17 protein-coding genes and 1 pseudogene are annotated in these 17,215 nt (G+C 55.3%); 7 read left to right on the top strand and 11 right to left on the bottom strand.

The annotated features are described in order from the left end of the window. Positions 1-2 precede the first annotated feature (2 nt). The 3 genes from GOX75_RS03730 (at position 3) to GOX75_RS03740 (ending at position 2,391) form a co-directional block, all read left to right on the top strand. Positions 3-845: a glycosyltransferase family 25 protein gene (locus GOX75_RS03730; RefSeq protein WP_171121252.1), complete on the top strand. Its 843-nt coding sequence runs from the start codon at positions 3-5 to the stop codon at positions 843-845. A gap of 122 nt (positions 846-967) precedes the next feature. After that, positions 968-1,336, top strand: coding sequence for a group 1 truncated hemoglobin (locus GOX75_RS03735; RefSeq protein ID WP_171121253.1), 369 nt, complete (start codon positions 968-970; stop codon positions 1,334-1,336). After that, positions 1,333-2,391 (top strand): adenylate/guanylate cyclase domain-containing protein, encoded by a 1,059-nt coding sequence (locus tag GOX75_RS03740; RefSeq protein ID WP_171121254.1) that lies wholly within the window; start codon positions 1,333-1,335, stop codon positions 2,389-2,391. Before GOX75_RS03735 ends, GOX75_RS03740 begins: the two co-directional genes overlap by 4 nt. On the opposite strand, the gene GOX75_RS03745 is transcribed toward GOX75_RS03740, so the two are convergent. From GOX75_RS03745 to guaA, 9 genes are all read right to left on the bottom strand, one after another. Beyond that, positions 2,392-3,006 carry a TetR/AcrR family transcriptional regulator gene (locus GOX75_RS03745; protein WP_170384099.1) on the bottom strand — a complete coding sequence of 205 codons (615 nt, stop codon included), beginning with the start codon at positions 3,004-3,006 and terminating at the stop codon, positions 2,392-2,394. Positions 3,007-3,109: 103 nt separating this feature from the next. Beyond that, positions 3,110-3,979 carry a polyphosphate kinase 2 gene (ppk2, locus tag GOX75_RS03750; protein WP_171121255.1) on the bottom strand — a complete coding sequence of 290 codons (870 nt, stop codon included), beginning with the start codon at positions 3,977-3,979 and terminating at the stop codon, positions 3,110-3,112. Positions 3,980-4,028: 49 nt separating this feature from the next. After that, positions 4,029-4,988: an alpha/beta fold hydrolase gene (locus tag GOX75_RS03755; RefSeq protein ID WP_171121256.1), complete on the bottom strand. Its 960-nt coding sequence runs from the start codon at positions 4,986-4,988 to the stop codon at positions 4,029-4,031. After that, positions 4,972-5,889, bottom strand: coding sequence for a homoserine O-succinyltransferase (gene metA, locus GOX75_RS03760; RefSeq protein WP_171121257.1), 918 nt, complete (start codon positions 5,887-5,889; stop codon positions 4,972-4,974). The genes GOX75_RS03755 and metA overlap by 17 nt, the downstream gene beginning before the upstream one ends. 39 nt (positions 5,890-5,928) lie before the next feature. After that, on the bottom strand, positions 5,929-6,801 hold the full coding sequence (locus GOX75_RS03765) for an ATPase (protein WP_171121258.1): 873 nt from the start codon (positions 6,799-6,801) through the stop codon (positions 5,929-5,931). A 49-nt stretch (positions 6,802-6,850) separates the two neighbouring features. Beyond that, complete coding sequence (locus GOX75_RS03770) at positions 6,851-7,747, bottom strand: DMT family transporter (protein ID WP_171121259.1); 897 nt, start codon at positions 7,745-7,747, stop codon at positions 6,851-6,853. A 98-nt stretch (positions 7,748-7,845) separates the two neighbouring features. Then, positions 7,846-8,976 carry an OmpP1/FadL family transporter gene (locus GOX75_RS03775; protein WP_171121260.1) on the bottom strand — a complete coding sequence of 377 codons (1,131 nt, stop codon included), beginning with the start codon at positions 8,974-8,976 and terminating at the stop codon, positions 7,846-7,848. A gap of 124 nt (positions 8,977-9,100) precedes the next feature. After that, on the bottom strand, positions 9,101-10,006 hold the full coding sequence (locus GOX75_RS03780; RefSeq protein ID WP_171121261.1) for a DMT family transporter: 906 nt from the start codon (positions 10,004-10,006) through the stop codon (positions 9,101-9,103). A gap of 96 nt (positions 10,007-10,102) precedes the next feature. Then, positions 10,103-11,662 (bottom strand): glutamine-hydrolyzing GMP synthase, encoded by a 1,560-nt coding sequence (gene guaA / locus GOX75_RS03785; protein ID WP_171121262.1) that lies wholly within the window; start codon positions 11,660-11,662, stop codon positions 10,103-10,105. A gap of 91 nt (positions 11,663-11,753) precedes the next feature. Here guaA and GOX75_RS03790 point away from each other — a divergent pair, with 91 nt between their 5' ends. Together GOX75_RS03790 and GOX75_RS03795 are read left to right on the top strand one after the other, a co-directional pair. Continuing rightward, positions 11,754-12,203 carry a GNAT family N-acetyltransferase gene (locus GOX75_RS03790; protein ID WP_171121263.1) on the top strand — a complete coding sequence of 150 codons (450 nt, stop codon included), beginning with the start codon at positions 11,754-11,756 and terminating at the stop codon, positions 12,201-12,203. A gap of 124 nt (positions 12,204-12,327) precedes the next feature. Continuing rightward, positions 12,328-13,872, top strand: coding sequence for a trimethylamine methyltransferase family protein (locus GOX75_RS03795; protein WP_171121264.1), 1,545 nt, complete (start codon positions 12,328-12,330; stop codon positions 13,870-13,872). A gap of 1 nt (position 13,873) precedes the next feature. Here GOX75_RS03795 and GOX75_RS03800 read toward each other — a convergent pair whose 3' ends face one another. Next, positions 13,874-14,173 (bottom strand): DUF6477 family protein, encoded by a 300-nt coding sequence (locus GOX75_RS03800; protein WP_171121265.1) that lies wholly within the window; start codon positions 14,171-14,173, stop codon positions 13,874-13,876. Between the two features lie 241 nt (positions 14,174-14,414). Here GOX75_RS03800 and GOX75_RS03805 point away from each other — a divergent pair. Next, positions 14,415-15,519: pseudogene (locus GOX75_RS03805) on the top strand (DUF6456 domain-containing protein). Between the two features lie 56 nt (positions 15,520-15,575). Next, entirely contained in the window at positions 15,576-16,499 is a 924-nt protein-coding gene (locus GOX75_RS03810; protein WP_171121266.1) for a hydrogen peroxide-inducible genes activator, read from the top strand. Between the two features lie 42 nt (positions 16,500-16,541). Here the strand turns inward: GOX75_RS03810 and GOX75_RS03815 are convergent, their stop codons facing one another. Beyond that, on the bottom strand, positions 16,542-17,090 hold the full coding sequence (locus GOX75_RS03815; protein WP_171121267.1) for a peroxiredoxin: 549 nt from the start codon (positions 17,088-17,090) through the stop codon (positions 16,542-16,544). Positions 17,091-17,215 lie beyond the last annotated feature (125 nt).

Below are 17,215 nucleotides of genomic sequence, written 5' to 3' on the forward strand. Positions count from 1 at the left end.
CCGTGAGTGATCACGAACTGCCCCCGGAAACGGGTATTTTCTATATCAACTTGGACCGTGTCCCCGCACGGCGTGACTTTATGGAAGGGCAGTTTACCGCTGCAGGCGTGGCCGGTGCCGCACGGTTCTGCGCAGTCGATGGTCAGGTGCCGGGCGCCTTGGACAATAACGGCTATGTGCCGGGTGCAGGCAGCCGCTGGGGGCTGAAGCAAAGTGAAATTGCGTGCTTTGAAAGCCACCGTGCGGTTTGGCAGGCTGCGTTGGATCGCGGCCTTCAGTCGGTTGCAATATTTGAAGATGACGTGGAATTGTCTGCGGAAACGGGCAAGACAGTCTCGACCTTGCTGAGTAATCCGGCTGAGTACGATATGGTCAAGCTCGATTATTCCCCAAGGTCAATGAGGTTTGGAGAAGTAGGCCACATTTCGGACGTTCCGGTCAGACCTATGCTTGAGATGGCTCCTAGCTCAGCCGCTTATATTGTGACCCAAACCGCGTGTCGGAAGCTTCTTTCCTGGTCTGAGCAGTATTCAGACCATCTGGATGACTTCATTTCCTATCCGCGTACAGATTGGCGTATGTATCAGTGTTTTCCCGCCGTGGGCGTTCAGATGATCTGGTCAAAGCAACAGGATCAGACAGATGAAGAAGTAAAGGTCAGTGAGCGGTCGATAGACACCAAAACGAATACCGGTCTGGATAAAGGACCAAGCTGGTTCCGCATTCGGCGTGAACTTCGCGCGGCTCAGAGGAAATTGTACTGGCGGGTGGGCGGTGAAAAGCGATTGTTGGAGCAGGGCGGTTACGTCGGATTTATCCCCTGCGCAAAGGATCTAAAGGTGTAAGCGCGCAACGATTGCAGCGTCATTTGCACCGAACGTGGTCATTTGCCCTATAAGCGTTAACAAAACTACCATTTTGATATAACCTCGCGGTGTTGTTTCCAATTGGCACTTGGGTTTTTGGTATGAGTCAGACGATTTATGAACGCTATGGCGGCTTCAAAACGATCAGCCGGATCGTGATGACGTTCTACGAGATGGCTTTGGATTCCGACCAGATCGGAGATCATTTCGAAGACATTGACATGCCTCGCCTGATTGATCACCAAACCAAGTTTGTTTCTTCGCTTGTTGGCGGCCCGGCGTCGTTCAGCGATGACAGGATCGAGGCCGTTCATCGGCACCTGAATATTTCTCATGCTGATTTTGACGAAATGGCGGATTTGTTCGGCCAGGCTTTGGAAATGCACGGTATGGAGGACGCTCATATCAAGATCGCGCTGAATGCCATTGAATCCAAGCGCGCAATCATCGTGACGCGCAACGCAGCATGAGCATTCTGGCAATAAATGAACAATTGCTGCGGGCAATTGGTGTGGGGATTGCCGTTGTGCGGGCCTCGGACCTGGGGTTTGTTTTCTATAATGGTCCCTTTTCCGAATGGTTCGGAGCACCGTCCGAAGGGCAGACATTGCTGGATATGTTCCCCGATCTGGACCCGCGCGAGCTGGATGACGTCAAACAATCGGGTCTGCGCTACTCGGTCGAAATGCAGATCAAACCAAAGCGTCGGACTCTGGTCTTTGCGATGGCCGTGTCTCTGGCAAATGGTTCGGAAGAGCAGTTGCTGGTTGTTGAATACCAGAACATCACGCGCATCCGCGAGTTGGAGAGCATGATCGACAGCTACTCGACAATGGTCGAGCGTAACACACGTGAACTGGAGCGTGAAAAAGAGCGTGTCGAGCGTCTGTTGCTGAACCTGATGCCGCGCGCGGTGTATGAAGAGTTCAAGACCTTCGGCGTTGTCACGCCGCAGCTTTATGATCAGGTTTCAGTGGTCATGCTGGATTTCGTCGGTTTCACGGATTTCGCTGCGAAAACAGATCCCACAGTCACGTTGAGCGAGTTGAACGACATTTTCACGGCCTTTGACCGGATCGTCGAGCAATTCGGATGCGAGCGGATCAAAACAATCGGGGACGCCTACCTTGCCGTGTCCGGGATGCCGGACGCGACCCCAGATCACGCGACGGCGGTTGCGCATTGTGCGGTCAGATTCCTGCGTTATCTGGAACGGCGCAACGAAAGCCACCCTCATAAATGGCAGGCCCGCATCGGGCTTGGAATGGGGCCTGCAGTGGGCTCTGTTGTCGGGATTCAGAAATATGTCTACGACGTGTTTGGACCGGCGGTGAACATCGCCTCGCGGCTGCAAGTCTTTGCTAACCCTATGAATATTGTCGCCCCTGAAGACATGAAATACGCCCTGATTGATGAATTCCAGGTTTCGGAGTTAGGACGTGTGGACATCAAGGGGATGGGGGAAATGGATCTGATTAATGTAACCTCTGGCCTCAGCTTGCCGCAGCCAAGGTCGGTGTTCTGATCAGTCGTCTTGCGGCACCAATCCCAAACCCCTGAGATAAATGCCAATACCCGACTCCAGTAAGTCTTCGGGAGGGAAGGGCGATGTTGCACCGGTGTTTCTTGCATAAAGTTCCACGACACCGTGGCTCATGGCCCAAATATGGGCGCTGAACATGGAGGCTGGAGGGCGTTTTTCAGGTGGTATGTGCTGCGACAAGTCCGCTGCGGCCTTTTCCAATACGCTTTTTGCCCGGTTGGCAGCCAAGGAAAGTTCAGGCGTGCGGTTGATGGAAACGCCACTTTCGAACATCGCGATGTAATGGCCCGGGTGCTTGCGCGCAAATGCAAGATAGGCGCGCCCCGTTGCTTCGAACGCAGCAAGTGCCGACGGTTGCCCCTTGTCGTAGGCATACTGCATGAGGTCCGCAAACATCTCGAACCCTTGTCTGGCTGCTTCGGCAATCAGGTCTTCACGGCCCTGAAAGTGCCGGTAGACCGCCGCTGGCGTCACCCCGGCGGTTTTGGCGGCCTCAGACAGGGTAAAACCCGTTGGGCCTTTTTCCTCGATCAGGGATAAAGCGGCCTCGATCAGGGCTTGTTTGAGGTTGCCGTGGTGATAGCCGCGTTTCGTCATCCCTGGGTCAGGTGCCTTTGTTGTCGTGAATGGGCGAAACTTGACATAATCCGAGTTGGCGCCTTCGTCCAATGTCTATCGCGTTGGAGACACGTGAATTTCATCACGAATCCCAGATTTCGGGGCCGCCGCAGATTTTCGTGTCGACCTCGCCTATGGCTTTGACGTCTTTCTCGTCATAGTCCAAGGCGTGTAGAACGGTTCGAATGGCGGCAAGGCGCGCACGTTTCTTGTCATCCGATCGCACGATGGTCCAAGGGCACTGTTCGGTGTGGCTGCGCGTTAGGGTTTCCGAGATGGACTGGCTGTATTCATCCCATTTACCAAGCCCCAGAATATCAATTGGGCTGAGTTTCCATTGTTTCAACGGGTCAGTCTCGCGGGACAAGAACCGGTTAAGCTGCTCGGCCCGTCCCACATTCAGCCAGAACTTGAACAGATGAATACCGTCGTTGATCAGACTGGTTTCCAGCGGCAAAACCTGTCGAAAGAACCTTTCGCGTTCTTCCGGGGTGCAAAACCCAAATACGTTCTCGACGACACCGCGATTATACCAACTTCGGTCGAAGAACACGATTTCTCCAGCTGCGGGCAGGTGCGGGATATATCGTTGGAAATACCATTGGCTGCGTTCTTGATCCGACGGTTTGCTAAGGGCGACGTTTCGGGCACCCCGAGGGTTTAGATTTTCCCGAAAGCGTTTGATCGTGCCGCCTTTGCCCGCCGCGTCGCGCCCTTCGAAAATGATAGCGATCCGGCGTTCGGTTTCCTTCACCCAAGATTGCATCTTGACCAATTCAATCTGCAACGCCTCCATCTGTTTTTCATATTCTTTGCGCTTCATTCGCTCGTCATATGGAAAGCTGGGATTCAGGATGTCATCCTTATCTGCTTTCTCGATAGCGGATCGAACGTCCTTTGGAGCGTCTTTGCGGAAGTACTTTTCGATGGAACCTTTTTCAGACCGGGCCATGAACTACCTCTCGATAAAATCCAATTCCTACTATGGATTAGCCGAGGCTTTAACGCAAACCCGCCCGTTGAGCCGCCCGGTCGATGGCTTCGGCCACTTCAGGCGCGGCGACCACTTGTGGCATGTGTCCAATTCCGGGCAGTTCGATCAACTCGGCGCCGGGGATTTGTTCAATCAGGCGCTCGGAGTGCCACCCCAGCCCAACTGTATCGTCCGCAGTTCCATGCACAATCTCGGTAGGAACGGTAATGTCCTTGTATTCTGGTTGCAGGGTGCGGATTTCTTCAAGAAGATTTGCGCGCTGTTTGGCATTTGCATGCATCGACGCTCGGCGAATGGTCAGGCCGGGCCCAAAGTGGCTAGCGTAGCCGTCTGGTGCAGACTGAGGGGCAAAAACCTGATCAAGCGCTTTTTCTACATACCAGTCCGGCACAAATGCGCTGATCAAAGGCAAAGCCAGCGTGTTGCCTGCCGAAGTTGACGCGAGCCTGTTGAACCCATCCAGCGGGGTTTCCCACGGGATCGCGGCGGGGGCGATCAGGACCAAACCCGCGATATTGTCCGGACGTGTAACGGCCCATGCAAGCGAGACTGAACCGCCATAACTCTGACCGGCAACAATCGGTTTGTTTGCGCCGAGTAACGCGGCAGCTTTCTGAAGGATTTCCGCTTGTTCTTCAATCGTTTCCCCGTCGGGGTTAAAGCTTCCGCTATAGCCAAGACCGGGGCGGTCAAAAACGATCACCCGGAAGTTTTCAGCCAAAATCGGAGCCAGAGCAAACGTCATATCGCGGGTATTCCCGCTGGACCCGTGGATCAGAACAACGTCCGGACCTTGCCCCATCACGACCGCATGGATTGGGATGCCGTCCACATCGACAATCTGTCCTTCGGGCGGGAAGGACGCTTCGGCGCGCGCTTCGTTTTGTGACGCGCGCCAAACCGTCAACAGTGTAAGGCCGGATAGGAACAGCCCGAGGGTTATGACGGTTTTAACGGCCAATTGCATTCATATCGAATGGGGTCGACTGATAGATCTCATTGATCCAGTTGCCATAGAGCAGATGCGCGTGGCTACGCCATCGGTTCTGCGGAGATTGGCTTGGATCGTCATCCGGATAGTAGTTCTTTGGCACATTGATGGGCGCGCCACTCGCTACGTCGCGATCGTATTCTTGCTTTAGCGTGTCACTGTCATATTCGAAGTGATTGAAAATGTAGATTGCGCGGTGCGCGGGGTCCTCGACAAGGCAGGGACCAACTTCTTCGCTGCCCAGCAAGGTCTTCAGTCCCTCAGCACTGTCAATCTCATCCTGTTTCATTTCGGTCCAGCGGCTGACAGGGATCACGCAATCGTCTGAAAATCCACGAAGAAACGGCGAGGCCGAATCCAGGTTTCGATGCCGGAAGCACCCGAACGCCTTGGCGTCCAGCATGTGTTTCTTTACGTCATGGAAGTGGTTGATCATCGCCATCCCACCCCAGCAAACGCCAAAGGTCGAGTGTACGTTGGTTTGTGTCCAGTCGAACACTTCGCTAATTTCGTCCCAATACGTCACATCCTGAAACTCCAGATGTTCGATTGGTGCGCCAGTGATGATCAGACCATCGAATTTCTGATCCTTGACCTCCTGAAACGGGCGATAAAACTCGGCCATGTGTTCGGCTGCTGTGGTTTTGGTCCGATGCTCGGTCATGCGGATCAGCGACAAGTCGATCTGCAACGGGGTCGCGCCGATCAGGCGGGCGAACTGGTTTTCCGTCTGGATTTTCTTGGGCATCAGGTTCAACAGCCCGATGCGCAAGGGGCGAATATCCTGACGCATAGCCTGATCCTCGGCCATGACCATGACGCCCTCATTGGTGAGGACGTCAAATGCGGGCAGGTCGGCGGGAATCTTGATTGGCATCAGGTGCTAGCCTTTGGAATTATTGTGTAAGAGCGATAGTTAAGCGCGGTTTGGGCGTGTCTCAAGGGTGCGTTCGATCAACTCGTCGAAATCAGAGGCATCTCTGACGTCGTGCATGTCTTTCGCCGAGATGGATACGCCCCAATTGTCGGCCATCGCCTGATAGCGCGGCTGCCGATGTGCAAGCGCGCGCGCATAGGTCCATCGGACGAAGGCATCCGGGTCAACTTGCGCGGGCTGGCACCCGTTTTCATCCAAATATTCCTCCCAGACCCGTGTAAGGAATTCGGGCTGGTAGGACATCGGTTTGGGGGCTTTGTCAAAACGGCGGATCAGCTCGGCTGTATGTTCCTCGTCGCCCTTTAGCCAGATCATCAGTGTCTGGCGTGACAATTCGGATAAGACCTGATCACGAGGGTCGTTTGGATCAACCCACTCACAGATCGAACCACCCGTGTCGCAAATGAAATGAGGGTACTGATACAGGCGTTCTGCGCGGTCGATGAAGTATTCCGTATCCAAAAGGGCGTGAATCTCGGCCATGCGAAACTGTTCCTGCCTGCGGCGATATTCTGACAGTTCCAGCCCGCCCAGCGCCGGATCACCCGGTTTGCCGAGATAAGCGGCAACCGGAGTTAGGTTTTCAAACGTGATGTTCGAGCCGATATAGATTGAGTCCGACAGCAGAAGGTCGCGCAGAAACGGCACTTTCATGGCCTGCGCTTTGGCATTGTCTGCGATGTACTCGCCCATGTATCGCGTTCCGATACGGTAATCGATCGAGTAGTGGAACCAGTCGCCAGAATCACGCAGGACATTGGACACATAGGTCTTGCCAAGGCCCGACATGCCGAAAAACAGCACCTTCTTTCTTGCCGCCTCGCGCCACTCTTTTGCCGAGCTGTAGATCATGGTCCGCTATCCCTTTTTGCGACCTTGCTAAATGGGGCAGGGGGCGGCGTCAATCAGGAGTGGATGAGCGGTTGAGTATCAGCAGCCCCAGCGCGAGCACGGCGAACCCCGCATAGGCCTGAGGCTGCAAGGTTTCATCCCGAAGGATTGCGCCCAAAACAATCGCCACGGGCGGGATTATGAGGGTTACTAGCAATAGGTTTCCAGCACCTGCCATGGCCAGTACGCGGTAATACAACAGATATGCGCCTGCCGTGGCAATCAGTGCGTAATACGAGATGGCCAGCCAAGTTGATGTGGGCAACGCCAGCGATGGAACACCATCAACTGCAAGTGTTATCGGCAGGATAACGATGGTTGAGCTCGTAAGCATTCCCGCTGCCGCAACAATCGGTGGGAGGACAGACAAAGTCTTTCGGGCCCATGCACCCGCCAATGTATATGAGATTGCGCCAGCGATGATCGCCAGCTGTGCGGCACTTTGCAGATCGAATTTGGTGAAGTTGTTTAGCCCAATAGCAATCGCCACGCCCGTAAAGCCCAGCCCCACGCCCAGGGCACGACCTTGAGTCAGTTTTTCATCTTTGAAGAACATGGCCGCGATCAATACGCCAAAGATCGCTGTCGCCGCATTCAGGATCGAAGTCAGGCCCGTTTCGATATGCAATTGTCCCCATGCCATCAGGGTAAAGGGTATCGCGTTATTCAGAAGCCCCATAACCAGAAACGCGCCCCAGATACGCGGGTTAGTCGGGATTCTTGTGCCTTTGATCCATACGACGATCCAAAGTGCCAACATCGCCCACAGGACACGATGAAGAACCGAAGTCATGACGGGAATGGTGTCCAGCGCAATCCTGATAGAAACAAAGGATGCGCCCCAGATCAGCCCAAGCAACAAAAGCTCGGCCCAAGCCTGAGTGGATATGCGTTTCTGCGGTGCCATGCTGATGTTTCGCATTCAGCCAGAAGAAACGCGACCCGAAACATGCGAAAAGGCCCCGCCGATTGGCGAGGCCTCTATTCAGATCGTTTGACGCTCGATCAGTTCAGAGCGTAGGTCAGCTGCAGACCAACACTCCAGGCTGAGTTGCCCGAGAACTGACCACCGGTGGTGGTCGTCGTATCACCAATGTCGGTGTAGCGGATACCGCCCGAAATCTGCGCCTGCTCGAACGAGTAGGTGCCGCCCAGACCAAGGCTCCAGAACCCGTCAGTCGGGCCCAGGTTCGAGACCAAGGCGTCGGTCGAAGGTTCGTAACCAACGGAAACGGCCCCCGAGAATGCTTCGGAGAACTGATAGCCTACGCCCAGCGTGTAGGTGAAGGTATCGTCTTCGTAATCCACAAGGTTCGAACCGGTAATTGCAACATAGTTTGTCGGAGCCAGAACGGTTTGTGGCCAGTCGACCCAACGGATCGAACCGAAGACCAGAGTTTTAGGTGCAACACCCGTCTGGAAGTCCAGGTTGACCGACTGCGGCGTTTCGACTTCGGTTTCGGACGGAACCGAAACCAAAGGCACTGGAACCGGCGGAGGTGCCAGGTTGAAAGTCTCGTTGCCGCTGAAGTTATGCGTGATCTTCGAGTTGTAGACCAACGAGACACGCGCCGCGATCTCAGGGCGTTCCCATGCGACACCGACAACATAGCCGAAGTCAACTTCGGCGCCGGGATCAAACGAATACCCAGCAGCAGCAGGGACCGCAACGGACGCATCTGCACGCTGGCCACGGATACCACCAATGGCGCTGAAACCGCCATCGAACTTGTAGCGAAGCAGCGCAGTAATTGCGTCTACGTCAGCTTCGGCGCGCAGGACGTCGTTGTTACGTCCGCCTGCAATGGCAAGCGGGTTTTGCGACAGCGGATAGGCGCTGGGATAGCTGACATCCGCACCGAACGGCTCGTCGTAGATGACCGCAAAATCCAGACGGTCATTGAACGAATGCTTGTACGCAAGGCCCGGCGAAAAGAAGCTGTTTGCCACGTTGCCGGACGGAACGCCATTCTGCGACCCGCTCACGTCCGGGTCAGCGTAGCCAAGCCGCAACTGAACAACATTGCCTTCTTCGAACAGAATGTTGACGCCCTGGCCGCTGCGGTCCAAGCCGCCAGCATAGGCCCCTGTAGCACCAACGCACACAGCGCACGCCTGTAGAAGCGCTTTTTTCATCTAGTTCCTCCCTCAAAGGTCACTTGTTCGGTCAGCACTAGTGCTTGAGTGGATAAGGCTGACCACCTACATGATGCTCGTTATTCTCTGATGCTTTACCTTATCGTCAACAGGTGACGGTGCGTTACTTGTTTGGCTGGTGGCCGGGGAGTGTTGCTGATCGGTTACGATTTTCGGCGTGAACATTCATAAAGATACCTGAGAAGATCACGGCAGCGCCCAGAAGGGTCCATTGGTCAAGCGGTTCTTGGTAGAGAATCATACCGACGATCGCGATTGTCGGCAGCCGCGCAAAGTCAAAAGGTACCACGACAGTCGCCGGAGCAATCGCCAAAGCGTTCGTTATACAATAGTGGGCAAGCAGCCCCGCCAGACCAACCAACAGCAAAAACGGAGCCGTTTGTGCCGATGGCAAAGCGATCTGTCCGTCTATCCCAGATGCCACCAAACCCAGAATGGCCTGAATGACAGTCAGCCAGAACATGATGCATCCAATGCTGGCGAATTGGGTTAGTTTCTTTGTCGATATTGTCGTGAGTGCAAAGAACACCGCTGAAAGAGCTGCAGTAATCAGGCCGGTACTCAGGGGGGCGGCTCCGGGGCGGGCGACGATCAGGATACCCGCGAACCCGATAAGTGCCGACATTACCCTTACGGTTGTCAGCCTTTCCCCCAGTAGCAAAGGAGAAATAAGAATGACCCAGATCGGTTGCGTAAACTCAAGCGCGAAAACCTGCGCCAAAGGAATAACCGTAACGGCATAAAACCACAGGTTTTGCCCGGTGAAATGCATGACATTTCGCACACAATGCAGGCCAATGCGCTTGGTGGTAACGTGATGCCACGTGCCGGACAGAGTTAGAACCAAGGACACGACGACGATTCCAACAAGGCTTCGGTAAAACATGATTTCAAACGTGTCGTGCGTCACGCTCAACTCACGGCCCGCGATTGCCATTGACGAGAAGGACGCAATGGCCCCCGTCATCCAAAGCGCAGCCTTTCCGATCTGAGGTTTACTACTGTCCATTCACCAGCCTGAAGGAATCGTGGTTTCTGACATGAAACCTATGGGTTTCTGGGTGAAGTTAAATAAAAAAGCCGGGACAGAGCCCGGCTTTTTGTTTCATTCCCACTCGATCGTTCCGGGTGGTTTTGAGGTGATATCATATGTGCACCGATTGATGCCTTTGACCTCGTTGATAATCCGCGTGGCGGTTTCACCAAGGAATTCGTGGGTGAAGGGGTAATAATCGGCGGTCATGCCGTCCACCGACGTCACTGCCCGAAGCGCGCAGGCGTAATCATATGTGCGTCCGTCCCCCATCACACCCACGGTGCGCACCGGCAGGATGGCCACGAAAGCCTGCCAGATCTCATCATAAAGGCCGTGCTTGCGAATCTGGTCGATATAGACGGCATCCGCCTCGCGCAGGATGTCCAGTTTCTCGCGGGTGATTTCACCGGGGCAACGGATCGCCAGACCGGGGCCGGGGAAGGGGTGTCGGCCGATGAAGCTGGCCGGAAGACCCAGTTCGCGGCCCAAAGCGCGGACCTCGTCCTTGAACAGTTCGCGCAGGGGTTCGACCAGTTTCAGGCCCATTTTCTCGGGCAGGCCGCCGACATTGTGGTGCGACTTGATCGTGACCGACGGGCCGCCGGAAAAGGACACCGATTCAATGACATCGGGGTAGAGCGTGCCCTGCGCCAGGAACTCGGCCCCGTCGATAGTGTCGGCATGTTTCTGGAACACGTCGATAAACAGCTTGCCGATGATCTTGCGCTTAGTCTCGGGGTCGGACTGGCCTTCGAGATCGCCAAGGAACAACTCGCTTTCGTCAGCGTGGATCAGTTGGATGTTGTAGTTGTCGCGGAACATGCCGACGACTTCCTGGGCCTCGTTCTTGCGCAGCAGGCCGTGATCGACGAACACACAGGTCAACTGATCTCCGATCGCCTCATGGATCAGGATCGCCGCGACCGAGCTGTCGACGCCGCCAGACAACCCGCAGATGACCTTTTTGTCGCCCACCTGCTCGCGTATTTTGCGGATCATCTCGTCACGATAGGCACCCATCGTCCAGTCACCCTTGAACCCGGCCAGTTTGACGAAATTCTCGTACAGTTTCGCGCCTTTGGGGGTGTGATGCACCTCGGGGTGGAACTGAACGGCATAGAAGTGGCGTGTGCTGTCGGCAGTGATCGCAAAAGGCGCGTTGGGCGAGGTGCCGAACACCTCAAAACCCGGTGCGATTTCGCTGACGTGATCACCGTGGCTCATCCAGACCTGCTCGTCACCCTCGGAAAACCAGCCATCTAGAATGTCCAATTTGCCCTTGGGTGTGACAAAAGCACGACCGAATTCGGCGGTGCCGTGGCCGCTTTCGACCTTGCCACCCAATTGGTGCATCATCACCTGCTGGCCATAGCAGATGCCCAAAATCGGCACGCCATAGTCGAAAATCTCTTGCGGGGCGCGCGGTGAACCCTCGCGCGTTACGCTGTCGGGGCCGCCCGAGAAAATCACAGCTTTTGGCGCCATCTTGCGCACAAAGTCCATCGTGACATTCTGGTAGGGGTGGATTTCGCAATAGACGTTCAGCTCACGAAGGCGTCGCGCAATAAGCTGCGTTACCTGGCTGCCGAAGTCGATGATCAGAAGGCGGTCATGGGTGTCCTGGGTCATGGTTGGCTATTAGGTCGCAAGCCTTGCATGTGCAAGCGCAATGACATCATTTGTGCAATTGTGCCTCAGGATAACGCCAATAGGATCTTACATGTCAGAGATCACGTTGCGAAAAGCCACTCTTGCTGATGTAGGCAAGGTCACGAATTGTCTCGCCGCCGCTTATGCACCCGCATTGCGCGATATTCCGGATCTGCCGGATGTAACAGGGGGTGTGGCCGATGACATCCGGTCCCATGGCGGGGTTGTGGCCGAGATGAATGCTGAAATCGTTGGATACATCGTTTTTGGGCAAGTGGACGATGCAGTGATGATATTCAATCTTGCGGTGGCACCCAACGCACAAGGCCGAGGGATCGCGGGACGATTGCTGGACCAAGCCGAAAGCGTTGCGCGCGACAGGGGAATATCGCGCCTCACGCTGCGGACTCACCGTTTGATGCATTCCACGGTGTCCATGTACCAACATCTGGGTTGGAACGTGGAAAAACAAAGCGAAAACAGATTACTATTGGGTAAGTCTATATCAAAGTCGCCCTAATCAGCTAGCTGGTGCGCTCAACGGAAATGTCGCTTTTTCACCTGTAGCGCCGTAATTTATATGCTTTGCCCCTGTCAGCTCCTGTAACAGAATTCTCAAACCAACCAACACACGGGATCTTCACATGGCTGAGGCAAACACCCGGCGCAGGGCGAGAGGTGGCGGTGGCGCTGCCCGCCGCGCCGAGCGCACCGCGGTACGAATCGAAACGGCAAAATACATCGAACGCAATATTCCGAACTTCGAAGTTCTGAACGAAGAAGCGTTGCAGATCATCGAAACCAACGCCGAAACCATTCTGGCCGAGGTCGGTGTCAACTTTGTCGACAACCCCGCCGCACTGGAGCGTTGGAAGGATGCGGGTGCAGATGTGGATGGCGAGCGTGTCCGCATCCCCCGAGGTCTTGCGCGCGAGCTGATCAAGACCGCCCCCAGCGAGTTCACCCAGCACGCACGCAACCCCGAGAAATCGGTGGTCATCGGTGGCCGCAATCTGGTTCTGGCCCCGGTCTATGGCCCGCCCTTCGTGCGTGATGCGCAGGGTGGCCGTCGCTATGCGACCATGGACGATTTCAACAAGTTCGTGAAGCTGGCTTATATGTCCAAGTGGCTGCATCACTCGGGCGGGACAGTCTGCGAACCCACCGACATCCCGGTGAACAAGCGTCACCTCGACATGCTGATGGCGCATATGACCCTGTCGGATAAGCCTTTCATGGGTTCGGTAACCGATCCCAGCCGTGCGCAGGATTCGGTTGAGATGTGCGAGATCCTGTTCGGCAAGGAATTCGTGCAGGAAAACACGGTCATGACGTCGCTGACCAACATCAACTCGCCGATGACCTTCGATGATGTGATGATGGGCTCTTTGGAAGTCTACGCGGCCAACAATCAGGCCTGCATCATTTCGCCCTTTATTGTGGGTGGCGCGATGGCTCCGGTCTCGGTTGCTGGAACGCTGACGCAGGTTCTGGCCGAAGTTCTGGCTGGTGTAGCCTATAGCCAGATCATCCGTCCGGGTGCGCCTGCAATCTTTGGTGCGTTCGTGTCGTCGATCGACATGAACTCGGGTGCGCCGACCTTTGGGACACCCGAGGCGTCTATGGTCACCTACGGCGCGGGCCAGCTGGCACGTCGTCTGGGGCTGCCGTTCCGATCGGCGGGTTCGTTCTGCGGCTCCAAGCTGCCGGACGCACAGGCCGCGTATGAAACCGCGAACTCGCTGAACATGGGTCTGATGTCCGGCGTGAACTTCATGCTGCATTCCTGCGGCTGGCTGGAGGGCGGTCTGGTGGCCGACTTTGAAAAGTTCGTCATGGATGCCGACCAATTGGGCGTTCTGCACGGTATCGCCAAAGGCGTAGCCTATGATGAAAACGCGCAGGCCATGGATGCGATCCGCGAAGTCGGCCCCGGAGGTCACTATCTGGGATGCGCTCATACGCAGGCCAACTTCAAAGAGGCGTTCTGGAAATCCGATCTGCTGGATTACAAGCCGTTCGAAACCTGGGAAGACGAGGGCGGTCGTGACACCCGTCAACTGGCGACGTCGCGGGTTGAACACTTGCTGGCCAACTATCAGCAACCGCAGCTCGACCCAGGCGTCCATGCCGCTCTGAACGAGTACATTGAAAAGAAAAAGGCGTCCATGCCGGACGCCTTTACCTAAATCAGTGATATTGAGGGGCGCGACTGGCTTTGAACAGTTGCGCCTCTCCCATTAGCGCGATCAAAATATCCAGATGCCGAACCAGAGAATAGGCAGCGTCTTCGGCCATTCTTTGCGCGTTGGCTTCTTTCTCCATCTCTATCAAGCGAACGAGGGCCGCCCCGTTTCCGGGCAATGAGCCATATCCCAAAATTCGCTGTAGATGACGATCCCGATCATAGTCTTGCGCGCCGTGCTTTGCAGCGCGGGCCAACAGGCGCGGGCGGCGTAGGGTCGAGATCATTGTCATCAGGTCTTGCATTTCAAAGTTCCATTGCAGTGTGGCAGTTGCCCTGAGTGTCACACAACCAAGGCGGGTGTTGCCTCAACCACGGTCTGGCCGAACTCTGACTTCATGAGTGTTTATGTTTTTAAAACAAATCTGGTTCTTGTCCTCGCCGGTTAACGAACGAGTAACGAAAGCGACTCTAGTTAGAATTGGTTAACAAATTCACCGGGGGCGATAGAGAACAGAATTGAATTGTCTACGAGGGCAACTAACTATGGAAAATAACATGGCTTTCACCATTCCGGCTTGGGTTCCCGAAGGGGCGCAGCGGTATCTTGCGCATACCGAAACCGGACAGTCGATCCGCGACATTGCGCGGTCAGCAGGGTGCCATGCGTCAACCATACTCAGGCAGATAAGACGTATCGAGTCGCGTCGGGACGATCCATTGGTGGACGCCGCGCTACAATCTTTGGCTGCCGAGCATTTTTCGGAAAACACAGCCAAAGATGAACCATTGTCTGGCATTCGGGGCGATGACATCGCCGCAGCCGAAGAAGAATTTGAGCGTGAGGCATTAAGAGTTCTGCGACGGCTTTGCGAGACCGGGTCAGTCTTAGCCGTCGCCGAAGATATGGACAAAGCCGTGGTCGTTCGTGGCACGGGCGATCAGGGAAGCACACGAACGGCTGTCGTCGATTGCAGGGTTGCTCAGGCGCTTGCCCTAAAAGACTGGATCGGCTGTGACAATCCGGGCCGTATCTCACGGTACCGTATCTCTTCTGCCGGACGAACCGCGCTGGGTCAGTTGATGGCCGAGGTGGAAAACCGGGCGCGGACACGCAATGAACTCGGGATGTCCGAAGCGCAAACTCCGTTCCAGCCAATGACCGCAAAGGCTCAGGCACGGGGGGGCGGGGGATCGACCCCGTAGAATTCGTTACAGCGCCGCGGAAAGCCCATTGATCGGGCTAGCGCGCCGACGTGATCGGGACGGAAAGCCGTTTCTGGACGAAACGCTGGTCAGCGCCGGAGAACGCCTGCGGGAAGATTTTGAGTTGGCGCAAGTCGGGCCAAGGGTCGCGCAGAACTGGGATCACTTCCTGACCGCCGGAAGGCGCGGCAGCTTTGGGAACTATAGCGGTGATGGTTGCGGGTCATCGGATGCCCGTAATCGGGTTGAGAGTGCCCTTTCTGACCTTGGCCCCGGACTAAGTGACGTTGCATTGCGTTGTTGTTGTTATCTTGAAGGGTTGGAATTGGCCGAAAAGCGGATGGGGTGGTCTGCTCGGTCCGGAAAAATCGTACTGCGGATCGCACTTCAAAGGCTCAAACGACACTATGAGGAAAAGGCTGAACAAAACCGACTTATAGGGTGATCGGACCAGCGATAGTTCTGCCTTGCGGGTTTGGTGTGATATGATAATCAAAGGTTATGAATTTTACCCTTAGACAATTGCAGTATTTTAACGCCGTGGCCGAGCAGCGGAATTTTGGCAGGGCTGCGCAGGTTTGCCATGTTTCGCAACCCGCTTTGTCCGTTCAGATCAAGGCGTTGGAAGAGACACTTGGCGGAACGCTGTTTGAACGGCAAGCCCGCGATATTCTGCTGACCCCGTTGGGACGGGATGTGCTGGACTATGCACGGCAGGTTCTGGGGGCTGCGGATCGGCTTGATCAATTTGCAAAGGATCAGTCGGGTGGTCATAGATCGCTTTCGATTGGGATTATTCCAACAATTGCTCCGTACCTGCTGCCTGGGGTTCTTGCCGGACTTCGCGCGGCGGATGTTTCCTTGAAGGTTCAGATACGAGAGGCGAGAACAGAGAGACTGCTCTCGATGCTTCGCGCGGGTGAGGTTGATGCCGGATTGTTGGCACTGCCGGCTGGAGGCTCCGAGTTGTTTGAGCTTCCGTTATTCGAAGACCGCTTTCTGTTGGCGGGCAGCGCCGGGCGGCTACAGTCTATGCCGCAACACCCTGAGGCGCTGCATCCATTGGATCTGCAGGCGACACAACTCATGCTGCTGGATGACGGTCATTGCCTAACGGATCAGGCGTTGGAGGTGTGTGGACAGGATCGAAGCAGTGGGTTGATCAACATGGGCGCTTCTTCGCTGGCCACCTTATCCCGGCTGGTCGCCGAGGGATTTGGTCTGACGCTGATGCCCGAACTTGCCGCCCGCGCCGAGACTGAGGCCGTTCCCGGCCTAAAGCTGCAGCGTTTCGGTGCGCCCCAACCATTCCGCACAATCGGTCTGGTGCGTCGTATGTCCACCAGCGCAGAAGATTGGTTCGACAGTCTCGCGGATGTCATACGTCAGGTTGGCGAAGACATCGTTGCTGAGACGCGAAAGTAGTAAGACCCGCCGGGACGGGTCTTAATCTTTGAGCTTATGCGATTAAGCGAGGGCGGGTTCTTTCGCCTCATCCAGATGCTTCATCAGGTTATCGGGCGATGACACGCCGTAAGGATCTTCGGGGCAGTTGTCCATCAAGCCTGGTTCTTCAAACCAAGCCTCGACCACGCCGTCATTGACAATGGCAGCGTAACGCCAAGACCGCATTCCGAAACCAAGGTTGTCCTTGTCGACCAACATGCCCATTTTCCGGGTGAATTCCCCGGAACCATCAGGAATGACCTTTACGTTCTTCAGGCCTTGATCCTGCGCCCATTTGTTCATGACAAAGCTGTCATTCACAGACATGCAGTAAATGGCGTCGATTCCCTTTTCCGCAAAGTCGGCAAAACCGTTTTCGAACCCCGGAAGCTGATAGGTCGAGCATGTTGGCGTAAACGCGCCCGGCAGGGAAAACAGGATGACCCGCTTGCCCGAGAAAAAGTCCGCTGTGGTTTTGTCTTCCCAGCGATATGGATTTGGCCCTTCGACGGCCTCATCGCGAACGCGGGTGTGGAAGGTGACAGCAGGTAATTTTGTGCCGGTTTTCATCAGCAAGCTCCTGTGATTCATGATGATTTGGCACGTATTTAAAATAGTTCTAAATTGGCTTCAACGTCAGAATTGCTGCAACCGCGAATTACCCGAGGTTATTGAGAGAACGTCCATAATTTGCC

The organism is Ruegeria sp. HKCCD7251 (assembly GCF_013031165.1).
Taxonomy (GTDB): domain Bacteria; phylum Pseudomonadota; class Alphaproteobacteria; order Rhodobacterales; family Rhodobacteraceae; genus Ruegeria.

What these genes read in the sequence shown, in the direction of transcription:
- GOX75_RS03735 (WP_171121253.1), top strand. Translation starts at nt 968, where the DNA reads ATGAGTCAGACGATTTATGAACGCTATGGCGGCTTCAAAACGATCAGC.
- GOX75_RS03740 (WP_171121254.1), top strand. Translation starts at nt 1,333, where the DNA reads ATGAGCATTCTGGCAATAAATGAACAATTGCTGCGGGCAATTGGTGTG.
- GOX75_RS03745 (WP_170384099.1), bottom strand. Translation starts at nt 3,006, where the DNA reads ATGACGAAACGCGGCTATCACCACGGCAACCTCAAACAAGCCCTGATC.
- ppk2 (WP_171121255.1), bottom strand. Translation starts at nt 3,979, where the DNA reads ATGGCCCGGTCTGAAAAAGGTTCCATCGAAAAGTACTTCCGCAAAGAC.
- GOX75_RS03755 (WP_171121256.1), bottom strand. Translation starts at nt 4,988, where the DNA reads ATGCAATTGGCCGTTAAAACCGTCATAACCCTCGGGCTGTTCCTATCC.
- metA (WP_171121257.1), bottom strand. Translation starts at nt 5,889, where the DNA reads ATGCCAATCAAGATTCCCGCCGACCTGCCCGCATTTGACGTCCTCACC.
- GOX75_RS03765 (WP_171121258.1), bottom strand. Translation starts at nt 6,801, where the DNA reads ATGATCTACAGCTCGGCAAAAGAGTGGCGCGAGGCGGCAAGAAAGAAG.
- GOX75_RS03770 (WP_171121259.1), bottom strand. Translation starts at nt 7,747, where the DNA reads ATGGCACCGCAGAAACGCATATCCACTCAGGCTTGGGCCGAGCTTTTG.
- GOX75_RS03775 (WP_171121260.1), bottom strand. Translation starts at nt 8,976, where the DNA reads ATGAAAAAAGCGCTTCTACAGGCGTGCGCTGTGTGCGTTGGTGCTACA.
- GOX75_RS03780 (WP_171121261.1), bottom strand. Translation starts at nt 10,006, where the DNA reads ATGGACAGTAGTAAACCTCAGATCGGAAAGGCTGCGCTTTGGATGACG.
- guaA (WP_171121262.1), bottom strand. Translation starts at nt 11,662, where the DNA reads ATGACCCAGGACACCCATGACCGCCTTCTGATCATCGACTTCGGCAGC.
- GOX75_RS03790 (WP_171121263.1), top strand. Translation starts at nt 11,754, where the DNA reads ATGTCAGAGATCACGTTGCGAAAAGCCACTCTTGCTGATGTAGGCAAG.
- GOX75_RS03795 (WP_171121264.1), top strand. Translation starts at nt 12,328, where the DNA reads ATGGCTGAGGCAAACACCCGGCGCAGGGCGAGAGGTGGCGGTGGCGCT.
- GOX75_RS03800 (WP_171121265.1), bottom strand. Translation starts at nt 14,173, where the DNA reads ATGCAAGACCTGATGACAATGATCTCGACCCTACGCCGCCCGCGCCTG.
- GOX75_RS03810 (WP_171121266.1), top strand. Translation starts at nt 15,576, where the DNA reads ATGAATTTTACCCTTAGACAATTGCAGTATTTTAACGCCGTGGCCGAG.
- GOX75_RS03815 (WP_171121267.1), bottom strand. Translation starts at nt 17,090, where the DNA reads ATGAAAACCGGCACAAAATTACCTGCTGTCACCTTCCACACCCGCGTT.